The sequence below is a fragment of the Nodosilinea nodulosa PCC 7104 genome, from assembly GCF_000309385.1.
Classification (GTDB): domain Bacteria; phylum Cyanobacteriota; class Cyanobacteriia; order Phormidesmidales; family Phormidesmidaceae; genus Nodosilinea; species Nodosilinea nodulosa.
In genome coordinates this window covers 1,477,809-1,491,553 of record NZ_JH976537.1, presented here as the reverse complement: position 1 = coordinate 1,491,553, position 13,745 = coordinate 1,477,809, and the positions used below count along the sequence as shown (strand labels likewise).

The window sequence follows — 13,745 nt, the reverse complement described above, 5'->3', positions numbered from 1 at the left end:
TCAGCTGGAGGCGATCATTCCACCGCCTAATAAAGGATATATTTTTTGCGCATTGTTGCGCTGAGAATGGCCCCAGTCTCGGTTCCTTCATCTCCGCCGCCCTATGCCATTGTCTAACCCCCCTGCTCCGGCCTCGGCTGCCAGGTTCCCCACCGAAGTGTTGGTGGGCCTGCTGGTGCCTCCGGTTCTACTCGGTATTTTGGCCACCCGCGCCCTGGCTGACGGTCTCACCCAGGCGGGCCTGGCCAGCGAGCAGCTGTTTGCTGGAGAACGACTTCCCACGCTAAACATGCCGCCCATGGCGCCCAACTCTTCCGGCACCGCAGCGGAGAGCTGAATCTTGGCGCGATCTTGGCGCGACCTATTCCCTCTGCAGGCGGTCTATTCTCTCTGCCAAAAATCCCTCTCAAAAATAGGATTTAGAAACAATTTAGCAACCCCTCAACGCCCCTGTAGCGCCCTAGTTTGGACCCTGTAGCGCTGTAACGTTTTCATTTTGTTCATCTAGATAAACTTCTTCAGACTAGGGTAATCCTATAGAATCTTTGCGATATCCCCGTTCTCTCTGCTGTTATACCCATGAGTTCAATGCTCCACTCCTCCGGGGATACCCGGCCCGCAGCTGAAGCCACCCTGCCTAGCCCCCCGGCCTCGATGGACGATCAGCCCTCGCGGCAGGATTTGCTGCTGCGTCACCGGCTGCGGGTGGTGGAAGACCTCTGGGAAAGTGTGCTGGAGCACGCCTGCGGCCCCGAGCTGCTCAAGCTGCTGCAGCAGCTGCGGCGCATGTGTTCGCCCGAGGGGCAGGCCCCCACCGCCGCCGAGGCCCGCGTCAAGGCCGTGGTCGATGTGGTCGAGGCCCTCGATCTCGAAGACGCCATTCGGGCTTCGCGGGCCTTTGCCCTGTACTTCCAGCTGATCAACATCGTCGAGCAGCACTACGAGCAGCGGGGGCAGCAGCAGCAGTATCGGGCCGCCTACGAAACCTCAGAGCTGGCCCAGCGGGTTGGCCAGTCGTTTTTTGGGGCGACCAACGGCGGCGATGCAGAGGCGGGCAGCAACCTGTTTCAGAGCGATCTGCTCAGCCGCACCGTGGCCGATGCCCCCGGCGGGCGCAAGGAGGCCGGTACCTTCCACTGGCTGTTTCCCACCCTCAAGCGGCTCAATGTGCCGCCCCAGGTCATTCAAAACCTGATCGATCAGCTCGACGTGCGGCTGGTGTTTACCGCCCACCCCACCGAGATCGTGCGCCACACCATCCGCGACAAGCAGCGCCGCATCGCCAGCATTCTGCGCCAGATGGACCAGGCCGAAGAGAGCGCCCAGGGGCTGGGTCTGGCCTCCTCCTGGGAAATGGAGGAACTCAAGGAGCAGCTCACCGAGGAGATTCGCCTGTGGTGGCGCACCGACGAGCTGCACCAGTTTAAGCCCTCGGTGCTCGATGAGGTGGACTACACCCTGCACTACTTCCAGGTGGTGCTGTTTGACGCGCTGCCCCAGCTGTATCAGCGCTTCGATCGCGCGATCGCCACCACCTTCCCCGAGTTAGACCCGCCCCGCCATCGGTTCTGCCGGTTTGGCTCCTGGGTGGGGGCCGATCGCGACGGCAACCCCTCCGTCACCCCCGAAGTGACCTGGAAAACCGCCTGCTACCAGCGCAACCTGGTGCTCACCAAATACATTGCCTCCGTCGATCGCCTGGTGGAGCTGCTCAGCCTGTCGCTGCACTGGAGCGAGGTGCTGCCCGAGCTGCTGGAGTCGCTGGAGCAGGATCAGGTCAAAATGCCCGAAATCTACGACGATCTGGCCATTCGCTACCGCCAGGAGCCCTATCGTCTCAAGCTGGCCTACATCAAGCAGCGGCTGATCAACACCCACGAACGCAGTCAGCGGCTCTACCACAGCGACCCCTTTGCCGACCACTCCAACGACCCCAGCGGTGCCCCCATCTACCGCTACGGCCATGAGTTTTTGGCCGAGCTGCGGCTGATTCAGCGCAACCTCGAGGCCACCGGGCTCAACTGCCAGGACCTCAGCACCCTGGTTTGCCAGGTGGAAATTTTTGGCTTCAACCTGGCCCAGCTCGACCTGCGCCAGGAGAGCACCCGCCACTCCGACGCCCTCGACGACATCACCCAGTACCTGCGCATTTTGCCCCAGCCCTACAGCGATCTGCCCGAGGCCGACAAGGTGGCCTGGCTGGTCAGCGAGCTGCAAACCCGACGCCCCCTCACCCCCCGCGATCTGCCCTTCTCCGACAAGACCCGCGAGACCATTGCCACCCTGCACATGGTGCGCCAGCTGCACCTGGAGTTTGGCCCCGACATCTGTGGCAGCTACGTGATCAGCATGAGCCACACCGTCAGCGATCTGCTGGAAGTGCTGCTGCTGGCCAAGGAGGCGGGCCTCTACGACCCTACCACCGAGCTGAGCAGCCTTCAGCCTGTGCCCCTGTTTGAAACCGTCGAAGACCTCCAGCGCGCTCCGGCTGTAATGCAGGCCCTGTTTGAAATCCCCCTCTACCTGAATATGCTTCAGGGCCAGGCGGCTCAGCCCGCTGGCGACGGCCCCGGCGCGGTGGCTCAGCCCCGACCGGTGCCCCTGCAAGAGGTGATGCTGGGCTACTCCGACAGCAACAAAGACTCGGGTTTTCTCAGCAGCAACTGGGAAATTCATAAGGCCCAGCAGTCGCTGCAAACCACCGCCGATCGCTTTGGGGTGTCGCTGCGCATCTTCCACGGTCGCGGCGGCTCGGTGGGGCGCGGCGGCGGCCCGGCCTACGAGGCGATTTTGGCCCAGCCGGGGCGCAGCATTAAAGGCCGCATCAAAATTACCGAGCAGGGCGAAGTGCTGGCCTCCAAGTACAACCTCTCCGACCTGGCCCTCTACAACCTCGAAACCGTAACCACGGCGGTCATGCAGGCCAGCCTGCTGAGCAACAGCGTCGACGACATCCAGCCCTGGAACGAGACCATGGAGGAGCTGGCCACCCGCTCCCGCACCCACTACCGCCAGCTAATCTACGAGCAGCCCGACCTGGTCAACTTCTTCCACCAGGTCACCCCCATTCAGGAGATCAGCCAGCTCCAGATCAGCTCGCGTCCGTCGCGGCGGGGCGGCAAAAAAGACCTGGGCAGCCTGCGGGCAATTCCCTGGGTGTTTAGCTGGACCCAGGCGCGGTTTCTGCTGCCCTCCTGGTACGGCGTTGGCACCGCCCTACAAGAATTTGTGGATGAAGCGCCAGAGGAGCATCTCAAGGTGCTGCGCTACTTCTACAGCAAGTGGCCCTTCTTCAAGATGGTGATCTCCAAGGTCGAGATGACCCTGGCCAAGGTGGACCTGCAAATTGCCGAGCACTACGTGCGCGAGCTGACCCACCCCGACGACAAAGAGCGCTTTCTGAAGCTGTTTGACGCCATTTCCCAGGAGTTTTATCTGACCCGCGACATGGTGCTGCGGATTACCGACTGCGATCGCCTGCTCGACGGTGACCCCGATTTGCAGCGATCGGTCTACCTGCGCAACGGCACCATTGTGCCCCTGGGCTTTTTGCAGGTGGCGCTGCTCAAGCGCCTGCGCCAGTACAAAGACCAGGCGGCAACAGGAGTAATTCGATCGCGCTACAGCCAGGGCGAGCTGCTGCGCGGCGCACTGCTCACCATCAACGGCATCGCTGCGGGAATGCGAAATACGGGCTGATTTTGGAGTTTGGCTAGTTGAGATTGGCCTGCTGAGCGATCTGGTAGGCTATTTCGGCCTCTTGCCGCAGTTGCCCTGTATCCTCTTGGGCTTCCTCAGCTAGCTGTTCAAGGCTAATAGCCATTGCCCGGGCTTCTTGCCCCAACTGCTTAGCCCTCTCTAGCTTGGAGTTAAAGCTATCTGAAACAGCCTCAATTTCGGCAAATAAGGCTTTGTATTGTTCGGGCGGGTTGACCAGCCAGGCTTGAAAATCTTGCTGGTTCGTAGTTAATAGGGTAAGAGCTTTTTCCCAGGACGTTTTGAAGCTGAAGTTCAGCGCCCTTAGTGGTTCATATTTGGTTTTGAGCTGCTGAGTTGTGGCGACCTGAGCCAGCGTGTAAACCTCGGCCTTTAGATTGGCAATGGCTTTTGCTGGGGTGTTATCGCTGGGTAGGTTCGTTTCTAGAACGGCAATTGCCTCTTGCCAAGAGGCTTTGAGGCGAAGGTTGAGTTGAGCAATCGCCGCGTATTTAGCTTTAAGCCGCCGGGTATTGGTTACACCGGCTAACTCATAGGCTCTAGCTTTTAAGTCGTTAATTCCCATTGCGGCGAATTTCTACAATGCCTAGTTTGGTTTGCTTGCGGAGCTGAGATAGTTCTGACTTTAGCGCCTCGTTTTCGCTGCGGAGTTGCTGGTTATAGTCTGTAACCTGGGCCAGCTTTTGGCGCAGCTCTTCAGCCGCCGCCCGTGCTGCATCGCGTTCGTTCCGAAAGCGGTTGGTATGGGCGACGCGACCGCCAAGGCGTTGGTTATTTTTGGCAAGTTCCTGCTTGCGCTTAGCGACTTTCTCAAATTCTTGCTTGAGGGTTTCAAACTCTTGGAGCAGGTCGCTGTAGGCTTTAGCTCGCTCGGCCTCGGCCCTAAAGGTCTCATTTTCGGTTTCTAAAATAGAAATTCGATTTTGTAGCTTCTGAATATCCTGGTCTTTGCCAAAGATAATTTCTTGCAGTGCCCGGATTATTTTTTGCAGCCTGGTATTTTCCTGGGCAAGACCCTGGACTTCATTCTGAAGCTCTGCAATGTGGCTATTGAGAAAACCTGCCCGCCGTTGAAGTACCTGGGCTGTGCACTGATACTTAATGACGGCAACGACCCGACTGCGTTCTAGCTCGTCTAGCTGCACTACTTCGCGACTGGCACGGAGAGAATCGTAGTTGGTGCAATCGTGGCGTAAGCGGTAGGTCTCAATATGAAAAGGGGAAGAGACAATGCTCAGATTTTTGAGGTGTACTTTACTGTGCCAGTAGTCGAAGAGAGCTTTAGAATCGTTCATCACGGCGATCGCGGCGTTAGTTGTCAGCTAATTTAGACTCAGAATACCCGTTTGCCATCGAGTCTGAGGCTTGCCGTGGTTGCCTTTACTTAAGCTATATAGACTTGATGGTCCGACAAGCCGCTGCGGTAGATAGAGATGCCCTTTTCGTCGATGTGCTGCTTCAGCGCTGCGCGGGTGATGGTGCCGTAGGCCACGATGTCAAAGAAGTAGGGCAGGTAGGTGTCTTCTTCGATGTCAAATTTGAGTCGGGCCGCCAGGGCTGAGTTCACCCCGTCGCCCTTGATGGCAATATCCATATCGGAGGCGGGTTTGTGGGTGCCGATTGCGCGCGAGCCAAACAAAATTGCCTCTTCTACCTCGGGGTAGGCTGCGATGAACTGAATGATTTCCTCAAGCTGCTGATCCGACAATCCGTAGCTCACTGTTTTGCGTTGCGATCGCCCCTCCCATCCAGCCCCACCTCAACCGCAGAGTTCTCCCCAACAATCTTACCGACTGGGAAAAATTGGTGTGTCGAAATCTGAACCATGCAGTAAGCTTATCGGCAGGCTAAGGGCAATGGTGGCTGAAATCGCCCCACGGCGACAGGTTCAGGTGGATATAGATAGGCCCAGCACACACGGCCAACATAACAAGTTTGAAGGTTTGAGGAGTAACTCCATGAAAAGCTTAGGGCGTTGGATGGGGCATACGGCAGGGGCCGCCCTGCTAGCGACAGCAGCCATCGTTACGGGTGCAGCGATCGCTCCCCAGGCTGCCGAAGCCCAGGTGGCCTACGGCAGCTACGTGGGTGTGGGTGCTGGGGTCGGCGTCACCAACGATGCTGCCACCGGGCAGGGCAGCAATTTGCAGGGGGTGATTGCCGGACGCTATCGGCTGCTGCGGTACCCCGTTTCGGTGCGGGCCCAGGCCTTTATCTTTGGCGGCCAGTTTGCCTTTGTGCCAACGGTTTCCTACGACGTTCCCCTGAGCTGGAACACCGACGTGTACGTGGGGGCGGGCGCATCCTTTACCGGCGGTGGAAGCAATACTCCGTCCGTTGTGGGCGACAAAACCTCCTTTGTGCTGCAGCCGGGGATTGACTATTTATTCCCCAACAGCAACTTGGTGGCCTTTGGCAACGCCATTTTTGCCTTTGACGGCTATCAGCAGGGGGGCAACATGGCGATCTCGGTGCAGGGCGGCGTCGGCATCCAGTTTTAGCCCTTGAGGTGCAGCCCGACCCGGCTGGCCTGCCTCCCCAACCCTTTTGCTTGAGCGAATTTGTCCTGCGCTGTCTACACCTAGGTATCGCAGGGCTCTTTTTTTGCCCCCACGTTTGCGAACCAGGACAAATGTATTAAACTTGGCTGAGTCGAGGCGGCTGGCCCAGCGCCAGTCCGGCGCTGCACAACGCATACGAGGATTGTCCAATGGGGATGAGTCAGCCGCTGGGTTCGGTCATCCAGGGCTCGCTGAGCCAGGGGCTAGAGGTGCGCCTGCATCCCGATATCTCAGTAGAAGATATGCGGGTGGGCAAGTTTTTGGTGGTGCAGGGGCGGCGATCGCAGTTCTTCTGCATGCTCACCGACGTTACTCTGGGCACCGGCAGCCAGCGCATTCTGGCCCACCCGCCGGAGCCGTCAAACCTGTTTTTGCAGGAGGTGCTGGCGGGGACGGGCACCTACGGCACGATTAATTTGACGCCGATGCTGATGTTTACGCAGCAGGAGAGCGAGGGGGCAGGGGGGCAGGGGAGCCAGAAAAAGAGCAAAAAGAAGGGGGAGGGTTACGCTTCGCTGGAGGTGCAGAGCAGTGCCGAGGTAGAGCTGCTGCCGGTGAAGACGATTCCGGCCCACTTTAGCCAGGTGTACGATGCCAGCGATCGCGACTTTCGAATCATCTTTGGCTGGGAGGACGACCCCCATCGGCGCAATTTTGCGATCGGTCAGCCCATCGACATGGAGGTTCCGGTGTGCCTCGATCTGGACCGCTTTGTGGAGCGCAGCAACGGCATCTTTGGCAAGTCGGGCACGGGCAAATCCTTTCTCACCCGGCTGCTGCTGGCGGGCATAATTCAGCGGGGGGCGGCGGTGAATTTGATCTTCGACATGCACTCCGAGTACGGCTGGGAGGCGGTCAGCGAGGGCAAGCAGTTCAGCACCGTGAAGGGCCTCAGGCAGCTGTTTCCGGGCCAGGTGCAGATGTTTACTCTCGACCCCGAGGCCACCCAGCGGCGAGGGGTGCGCGATGCCCAGGAGCTCTACATCAGCTTTGATCAGATCGATGTGGAAGATCTCAACCTGGTGCGGGGCGAGCTGAATCTCTCAGAGGCCAGCCTGGAGAACGCGATCATTCTGCGCAACGAGTTTGGCAAGGCCTGGATCAACCGCCTGCTGACCATGACCAACGAGGAGATTCAGGAGTTCTGCGAGACCAAGATGGGCAGCAAGTCGTCGATTATGGCGCTGCAGCGCAAGCTGACTCGGCTGGCCGACATTAAATATATGAAGGCGGCCAGCGGCACCAACTACATTCAGCAGATTCTCGCCGCCATTGACGAAGGCAAGCACGTGGTGGTGGAGTTTGGCTCTCAGTCGAACATGCTGGCCTACATGCTGGCCACCAACGTGATCGCTCGCCGCATCCACGCCAGCTACGTCAAAAAGGCCGATCGCTACCTCCAGACCAAAAACGTGGTGGACAGGCCCCGCCAGCTGATGATTACCATCGAGGAGGCCCACCGCTTTCTCGACCCGGCCACCGCCCGGCAGACCATCTTTGGCACCATCGCCCGGGAGATGCGCAAGTACTTCGTCACCCTGCTGGTGGTCGATCAGCGGCCCTCGGGCATCGACAACGAGGTGATGTCGCAGATTGGCACCCGCATTACCGCCCTGCTCAACGACGAAAAAGACATCGACGCCATTTTTACCGGCGTGTCCGGGGGGCAAAGCCTGCGATCGGTGCTGGCCAAGCTCGACTCGAAGCAGCAGGCCCTGGTGCTGGGCCATGCGGTACCGATGCCCGTGGTGGTGCGCACCCGCCCCTACGACAGCACCTTCTATGCCCAGGTGGGGGCCACCGCCTGGGAAGAGCTGCCCGATGAGGTGGTGTTTAGGGCCTCGGAGATGGCGCGGGCCGATCTTGGCTTTTAGGAGCTTTTGCCGCAGGGGGGGGGGTTGTGACCCAGGGGCGATCTAACCCACTGACCGCCTGACGTGATACCCTGATGGCTAATCGTTGCTAAGTGTGTAGCCCTCTCGCTGCTCTAACCTTAAGTTTCTAAGTATTGTTTAGATAATTGCTAGGGTAGTGGGATAGATGCTGTATTGCGGGCAGCTTTGCTAGTTTGTCGCATTCTTGAGTTCCTGTAGGCTTTTAACCGCAGTTAACCGCAGTCGGGCTGTCGCCCGATAGGCTAATGATTAAACTGGGAAACAGGCATCTTCCCCTCTTTTGAGGCCAGGACAGACAGACACTATGGCTAATTCACCGGGGCAACCCCTAGACCGCGCGGCCAACTCTGAAATTCGCCACTACTACCAGTCGCATCGGCTGTTTCGCGATCGCTATCGCGTGCTCAAAAAACTGGGTCAGGGGGGCTTTGGCGTCACCTACCTGGCCCAAAACGCCACCCTGCCCGGCGAGCCCTACTGCGTGATCAAGCAGCTCTGCCCCAAGGCTGGCAGCGAGCTTTCCCTGGAGCGGGCCAAGGTGCGCTTTCGCCGGGAGGCCCGCGCCCTGGCCAGCCTGGGCAGCCACTGGCAGATTCCCCAGCTGCTCGACTACTTCACCACGGGCGGCGAGTTTTACCTGGTGCAAGACTACATCCACGGCGAAACGCTGGCCCAGGAGGTGCGGCGCCAGGGGCGCTTGACCGAGGCCCAGGTCAAATACTTTCTGCGCGAAATTATCCCGGTGGTGCGCTTCATTCACCGCAACCGAATCGTGCACCGCGACATCAAACCCCCCAACATCATCCGCAGCGAGCGCGATCGCCGTCTGGTGCTGATCGACTTTGGCGCCGTGCGCGAGTTTCTCTCCGATGTCGAAGGCCAGGCTACGGCCCAGGGGCAGGCCACCCAGTTTGTCGGTACCCCTGGCTTTGCGCCCCCCGAGCAGTTGGCCCTGCGCCCCTGCTACGCCAGCGACATCTACGCCCTGGGGATCACCTGCCTGTATCTGCTGACGGCCCGCACTCCCATCGAATTTGACCAAGACCCCCACACGGGCGTCATTCGCTGGCACCACGCCGTTACCGTCAGCCCTCACCTGACCATGGTGCTCGACAAAATGATCATGCCCGACGCCCAGGACCGCTACACCACGGTCGATCAGCTAGAGCGCGCCCTGGAGCTAGAGCCCCACCTGGAGGCCCTGGCGGGCTGCATGAACACCCGCGATCGCCCCCCCTATGCCCCTGATGGAGAGCAGGCAGAACTGGCCGCAGACGCCTATTTGACCCCCATTCAGCGCGAAGCCCAGGCCATTCGCAAGTGGCGCACGAAGCGATCGTTTAGCCGGGGGCAGCAGGGTCGTTCGGCGGGGCCGGTGTCGCTGCCCTAGGGGCTGTAACCGTGGATGCCTGGGCCATCAGCAGCTAATGGATGACAGCCCCTAATATTTGCTGAGCCAATCCAGCATGCGCCGATTAAAGTCCGCCTCCACTTCGTCGTAGAGACAGTGGCCGACACCGGGCAGAATGTCGGTGGTTAGCAGGGGGCTGAGGGCGGCCAGCCCCTGGGCCTGGGCGACGGGCACCACCCGGTCTCGATCGCCCCACAGCAGCAGGGTTGGCACCGTCAGCTCTGCCACCAGGTCTTTGACAGAGGGACTAAAGCTAGATTGAGTGCGCGATCGCACCAGGTAGCACAGGGCCCGCGCCGCGCCGCGATCGCGGGGAGGCAGCGCAAACAGGTTGACCAACTCCTCATCGACGCGATCGGGCACGGTGTAGATGCTCGTCAGCACCTGCCGGAGAACGCCGGGGCGGCGGATGAGGGAGAACAGCGATCGCAGCAGCAGCGGGTTCGCCACCAGACTCTCTATCCGCAGCGACAGGGCTGCCAGCCAGCCAGCCACCAAATCTTCGCGGTTGGCCTCCAGCGGCAGGGTAACTAAGGCCAGCTGCTTCACCCAGTCGGCGTGATTGTGGGTCACCGTCAGGGCCACCAGCGCCCCCAGGGAATGGCCCACCAACGCCACAGGCTGGCCAATCACCCCCTGAATGAACTCTGCCACCTGGGCCGCCCACAGCTCAGCCCCGTACAGGGTCGCCGCCTTTTCAGAATCGCCAAAGCCCAGCAGGTCGATGGCGTAGACCGGAGCCACCTGGCTGAGGGCAGGCAGATTGTGCCGCCACTGGTTGAGGTTGGCCCCAAACCCGTGCAGTAGCAGCATCGGGGGGACATTCGCATCGCCTGGCCCGGGGTGAAACCAGTAGCGAATGCGCCAGCCCCGCCAGTGCCAAAACCGCTGATACCCCGCCTGGCTCAGCGTTGAGGGCAAGGTGCTAAGGAGAGTTGGCGGGATAGACATTGAGACTATTGCTTTAAAGGCGAGAGTTATAGCTGTGGCCAGTCTGGTTAAGACAGGTCTCCTATGAGCGTCCAAACGTTTGAACGTTCATAGGTTTTCTGGGTGTCCTAACCAACGTGACTATGGCTATACCTCAACTACACTGTAGTTCAGGCGCGATCGCTCAGGCGCAGTGAAACTAACGACTGGTGAAGGGGGGCGCAGTGCCTCAATGGCCCACGCATGAGTTCGAGGTGGTGACGGTCAATGCCCAGGGGCAGATCAGCCAGCGGGAGCAGCGCCATGCCGAGTCCCGTCGAGAAGATCTGGGCAGCGGCATTACCCTAGACCTGGTGAAAATTCCCGGTGGCACCTTTACGATGGGCTCCCCAGCCAATGAAGAAGGCCGGAATTGGTATGGCGATTTTGACGATGTCCTCAAAGGCGTCAATGTTGAAGGGCCTCAGCGACAGGTCAAGGTTCAGTCTTTTTGGATGGGTAAGTATCCGATTACCCAGGCGCAGTGGAAGCTGGTGGCAGCTCTGCCCGAGGTAGAGCAGAACCTCGATGCCGACCCGGCCAGCTGCAAAGGAGACAACCGCCCGGTTGAGCAAGTGAGTTGGGACGATGCTGTAGAGTTTTGCCAGCGCCTTGTAAAGCACACGGGTCGCCAGTACCGCTTACCCAGCGAAGCGGAATGGGAATATGCCTGCCGCGCCGGGACGACAACGCCCTTTCACTGTGGCGCGACGATTACCACCGATTTGGCCAATTATGACGGCACCGACTGGGAGAATAGAGGCAAAACCTACCCCGGTGCCTACGGCCAAGGGCCAAAAGGAGAATACCGACAACAGACCACTGAGGTTGGCGGCTTTGTGGCCAACGGGCTTGGCCTGTACGACATGCACGGCAATGTGTGGGAGTGGTGTCTGGACCATTGGCACAACACCTACGACGGAGCCTCGACCGATGGGAGTACAGGGTTCGGAGCTGGCGAGAGTAATTTAAGGCTGCGGCGGGGCGGTTCTTGGTATGTCGGCCCGTGGTTCTGCCGCTCGGCTAACCGCAGCAAGAGTGCGCGGAATATCAGGCTCCACGACATCGGTTTTCGGCTGCTTTGCTCTTCCCCATGGCCTCTTTGAGGGGAAGACGTCAGAAAAGGAAATTGTTGTGAGCCACCGCAGCAGAGTAGGGCCATTGCGAGTAACAAGCCGAAACCGAAAGGCATTGTCAACGCTGACTGACCCCGCCTTGGTGCTGGGGCGATCGCTGGGCGTCAGATTTGCGATACTTAAGTAATACTCTTGTTGCTAAAGTTCCCTCGCCCATCGCGTTATCTATGACTGCCGCCAACCCGCTGCTTGCCCTCGACTATCTACCCGCCCTGGAGTCTCTGGGGGATGACTACTACGACATCGTCGCCGCCGCCGAGTTTAAGCAGCACATCCTGCGCTTTCGCAACAATGAGCTGGTGCGGCAGCTCGGCCTCGACCCAGCTACCGTCAGCGACGACCACTTTATCGAGGCCTTTGGCAAGTTTCAGGGCCGTGAGCCCTTTTTGGCCCTGCGCTACCATGGCTACCAGTTTGGCGAGTACAACCCCTTTTTGGGCGACGGGCGCGGCTTTCTCTACGGCCAGGTGCGCGGCACCAACGGCAACCTCTACGACTTTGGCACCAAAGGCTCTGGCACCACGCCCTACTCGCGCGGCGGCGACGGCATGCTCACCCTCAAGGGCGGCGTGCGCGAGGTGCTGGCTTCCGAGGCGCTCCATGCCCTGGGGGTCAATACTTCCCGCGCCTTCAGCCTGGTGGAAACCGGGGAAGCGCTGTGGCGCGGCGATGAACCTTCCCCAACGCGATCGTCGGTGCTGGTGCGCTTTAGCCAGTCGCACATTCGCTTTGGCACCTTTGAGCGACTGGAATACCTCAACCGCCCCGATTTGATTGCTAAGCTGCTGGAGCATGTGATCGATCTTTACTACCCCGAGGCGCGGTTGTTTACCGACGCCCAGGAGCGGTATCTGCATTTTTATGGGGAACTGTGCGATCGCGTTGCCCGCCTCGCCGCCCAGTGGATGTCTGTGGGTTTTTGCCATGCGGTGCTCAACACCGACAACATGTCGATCACCGGGGAAAGCTTTGACTACGGCCCCTACGCCTTTATCGATCGCTACGATCCCCGCTTTACCGCCGCCTACTTCGACTACGGCGGGCGCTACAGCTACGGCAACCAGCCGATCATCTGCCAGATGAACCTGAAAGCGCTGCAAAAGCCCCTCAAGCTGGTGATGCCCGACGCCGACCTTGAAGCCGTCCTGGCTCCCTTCAAAGACCGCTACGAAGCTTACTACCAGCAGCGCATGCTGCAAAAGCTGGGGTTCAACAATCTGGAACCTGAGCTTGCCACTGCCTTAATTAGCCAAACCCTTGACCTGCTCAACGCTGTGGAAGTGGGCTACCACGACTTCTTTTTGTCGCTCACCCAGCAGTTTTCCCCCGCTTGGGGCAGCGATGTGGGACAAATTTTCAGCGCTACCCTGCGAGCCTCAGACCCGGCAGCGGTGCCCCCGCTCGAAGCCTGGCGGCAGACCTACCACCGCTGTTTGCAGAGCGTATCGCCAGAGCCTATCGAAACAATCGCCTCCGTCCTTCAAAAAAACAATCCTCAAACCGTGCTGCTCCGCCCTGAAATTGAGGCCATTTGGGAACCGATCGCCGCAGAAGACGACTGGCAGCCCTTCCACGATTTGCTAAACAAAATTCAGCATCCCTTCTGGGGGAGTGAGGCATGACCGACCCTAGGTAAACTGAGAGACAACCGTTTTTCTAACTAAACCCCATGGCCGACGACCCGACCCCCAGTTCCTTAGCCCCTCCTCCGACCTCAAAAGTCTTGCAGTGCTTTAGCGGCTCTTTCGTAGCGGGCACCATGGCCCTGCTCGCCTACCGCCTGATGCTCTCCATTGCCGCTAACTTTGCGGCCCACCCAATCGTCACAGACAATCAAGCAACGGCCAATATCTCGGCGGCTGTGCGCACCCTGGTAGTCGGCATGGCCGCCCTGGCGGCGGGAGTCTTTGGGCTGGCCGCCCTGGGAATATTCCTGCTGGGCCTTCAGCTTCTGTTTCAGCGCCTGACCGGGCGACCCTCCACCCTGCAAGATTGATCCATTCTCTATCTGCCTCACCTGGCACTCCGCCTGGCCCTGCGTAACAATGAATCTGGC

The 13,745-nt window shown here is 59.5% G+C and carries 12 protein-coding genes; 8 read left to right on the top strand and 4 right to left on the bottom strand.

The features are described from left to right. Positions 1–103: 103 nt before the first annotated feature. Entirely contained in the window at positions 104–337 is a 234-nt protein-coding gene (locus LEPTO7104_RS0106720) for a hypothetical protein (RefSeq protein WP_071527198.1), read from the top strand. A gap of 242 nt (positions 338–579) precedes the next feature. Further along, on the top strand, positions 580–3,699 hold the full coding sequence (gene ppc, locus LEPTO7104_RS0106715) for a phosphoenolpyruvate carboxylase (RefSeq protein WP_026072442.1): 3,120 nt from the start codon (positions 580–582) through the stop codon (positions 3,697–3,699). Positions 3,700–3,712: 13 nt separating this feature from the next. On the opposite strand, the gene LEPTO7104_RS0106710 is transcribed toward ppc, so the two are convergent. The 3 genes from LEPTO7104_RS0106710 to LEPTO7104_RS0106700 all read right to left on the bottom strand — a co-directional run bounded on the left by LEPTO7104_RS0106710 (position 3,713) and on the right by LEPTO7104_RS0106700 (position 5,437). Continuing rightward, the gene (locus LEPTO7104_RS0106710) at positions 3,713–4,282 is read right to left on the bottom strand and encodes a hypothetical protein (RefSeq protein WP_017297785.1); all 570 of its coding nucleotides are present in this window, start codon (positions 4,280–4,282) and stop codon (positions 3,713–3,715) included. Beyond that, on the bottom strand, positions 4,272–5,012 hold the full coding sequence (locus LEPTO7104_RS0106705) for a hypothetical protein (RefSeq protein WP_017297784.1): 741 nt from the start codon (positions 5,010–5,012) through the stop codon (positions 4,272–4,274). The genes LEPTO7104_RS0106710 and LEPTO7104_RS0106705 overlap by 11 nt, the downstream gene beginning before the upstream one ends. An 89-nt stretch (positions 5,013–5,101) precedes the next feature. Further along, a complete protein-coding gene (locus LEPTO7104_RS0106700; RefSeq protein WP_017297783.1) occupies positions 5,102–5,437 on the bottom strand; it encodes a nucleotidyltransferase family protein in 336 nt (111 codons plus the stop codon). Positions 5,438–5,675: 238 nt separating this feature from the next. Here LEPTO7104_RS0106700 and LEPTO7104_RS0106690 point away from each other — a divergent pair, with 238 nt between their 5' ends. The 3 genes from LEPTO7104_RS0106690 (at position 5,676) to LEPTO7104_RS0106680 (ending at position 9,563) form a co-directional block, all read left to right on the top strand. Then, positions 5,676–6,218 carry a hypothetical protein gene (locus tag LEPTO7104_RS0106690; protein ID WP_155523543.1) on the top strand — a complete coding sequence of 181 codons (543 nt, stop codon included), beginning with the start codon at positions 5,676–5,678 and terminating at the stop codon, positions 6,216–6,218. Positions 6,219–6,427: 209 nt separating this feature from the next. After that, complete coding sequence (locus tag LEPTO7104_RS0106685; protein WP_026072440.1) at positions 6,428–8,152, top strand: helicase HerA domain-containing protein; 1,725 nt, start codon at positions 6,428–6,430, stop codon at positions 8,150–8,152. Positions 8,153–8,477: 325 nt separating this feature from the next. Further along, entirely contained in the window at positions 8,478–9,563 is a 1,086-nt protein-coding gene (locus LEPTO7104_RS0106680) for a serine/threonine-protein kinase (RefSeq protein ID WP_017297779.1), read from the top strand. Positions 9,564–9,614: 51 nt separating this feature from the next. On the opposite strand, the gene LEPTO7104_RS0106675 is transcribed toward LEPTO7104_RS0106680, so the two are convergent. Further along, positions 9,615–10,505: an alpha/beta fold hydrolase gene (locus LEPTO7104_RS0106675; protein ID WP_017297778.1), complete on the bottom strand. Its 891-nt coding sequence runs from the start codon at positions 10,503–10,505 to the stop codon at positions 9,615–9,617. A 233-nt stretch (positions 10,506–10,738) separates the two neighbouring features. Here LEPTO7104_RS0106675 and LEPTO7104_RS0106670 point away from each other — a divergent pair, with 233 nt between their 5' ends. From LEPTO7104_RS0106670 to LEPTO7104_RS0106660, 3 genes are all read left to right on the top strand, one after another. Then, on the top strand, positions 10,739–11,659 hold the full coding sequence (locus LEPTO7104_RS0106670; RefSeq protein ID WP_026072439.1) for an SUMF1/EgtB/PvdO family nonheme iron enzyme: 921 nt from the start codon (positions 10,739–10,741) through the stop codon (positions 11,657–11,659). 197 nt (positions 11,660–11,856) lie between these two features. Next, complete coding sequence (locus LEPTO7104_RS0106665; protein WP_017297776.1) at positions 11,857–13,311, top strand: protein adenylyltransferase SelO; 1,455 nt, start codon at positions 11,857–11,859, stop codon at positions 13,309–13,311. A 47-nt stretch (positions 13,312–13,358) separates the two neighbouring features. Beyond that, on the top strand, positions 13,359–13,685 hold the full coding sequence (locus LEPTO7104_RS0106660) for a DUF3082 domain-containing protein (protein ID WP_017297775.1): 327 nt from the start codon (positions 13,359–13,361) through the stop codon (positions 13,683–13,685). Positions 13,686–13,745: the final 60 nt, after the last annotated feature.

What these genes read in the sequence shown, in the direction of transcription:
- LEPTO7104_RS0106720 (WP_071527198.1), top strand. Translation starts at nt 104, where the DNA reads ATGCCATTGTCTAACCCCCCTGCTCCGGCCTCGGCTGCCAGGTTCCCC.
- ppc (WP_026072442.1), top strand. Translation starts at nt 580, where the DNA reads ATGAGTTCAATGCTCCACTCCTCCGGGGATACCCGGCCCGCAGCTGAA.
- LEPTO7104_RS0106710 (WP_017297785.1), bottom strand. Translation starts at nt 4,282, where the DNA reads ATGGGAATTAACGACTTAAAAGCTAGAGCCTATGAGTTAGCCGGTGTA.
- LEPTO7104_RS0106705 (WP_017297784.1), bottom strand. Translation starts at nt 5,012, where the DNA reads ATGAACGATTCTAAAGCTCTCTTCGACTACTGGCACAGTAAAGTACAC.
- LEPTO7104_RS0106690 (WP_155523543.1), top strand. Translation starts at nt 5,676, where the DNA reads ATGAAAAGCTTAGGGCGTTGGATGGGGCATACGGCAGGGGCCGCCCTG.
- LEPTO7104_RS0106685 (WP_026072440.1), top strand. Translation starts at nt 6,428, where the DNA reads ATGGGGATGAGTCAGCCGCTGGGTTCGGTCATCCAGGGCTCGCTGAGC.
- LEPTO7104_RS0106680 (WP_017297779.1), top strand. Translation starts at nt 8,478, where the DNA reads ATGGCTAATTCACCGGGGCAACCCCTAGACCGCGCGGCCAACTCTGAA.
- LEPTO7104_RS0106665 (WP_017297776.1), top strand. Translation starts at nt 11,857, where the DNA reads ATGACTGCCGCCAACCCGCTGCTTGCCCTCGACTATCTACCCGCCCTG.
- LEPTO7104_RS0106660 (WP_017297775.1), top strand. Translation starts at nt 13,359, where the DNA reads ATGGCCGACGACCCGACCCCCAGTTCCTTAGCCCCTCCTCCGACCTCA.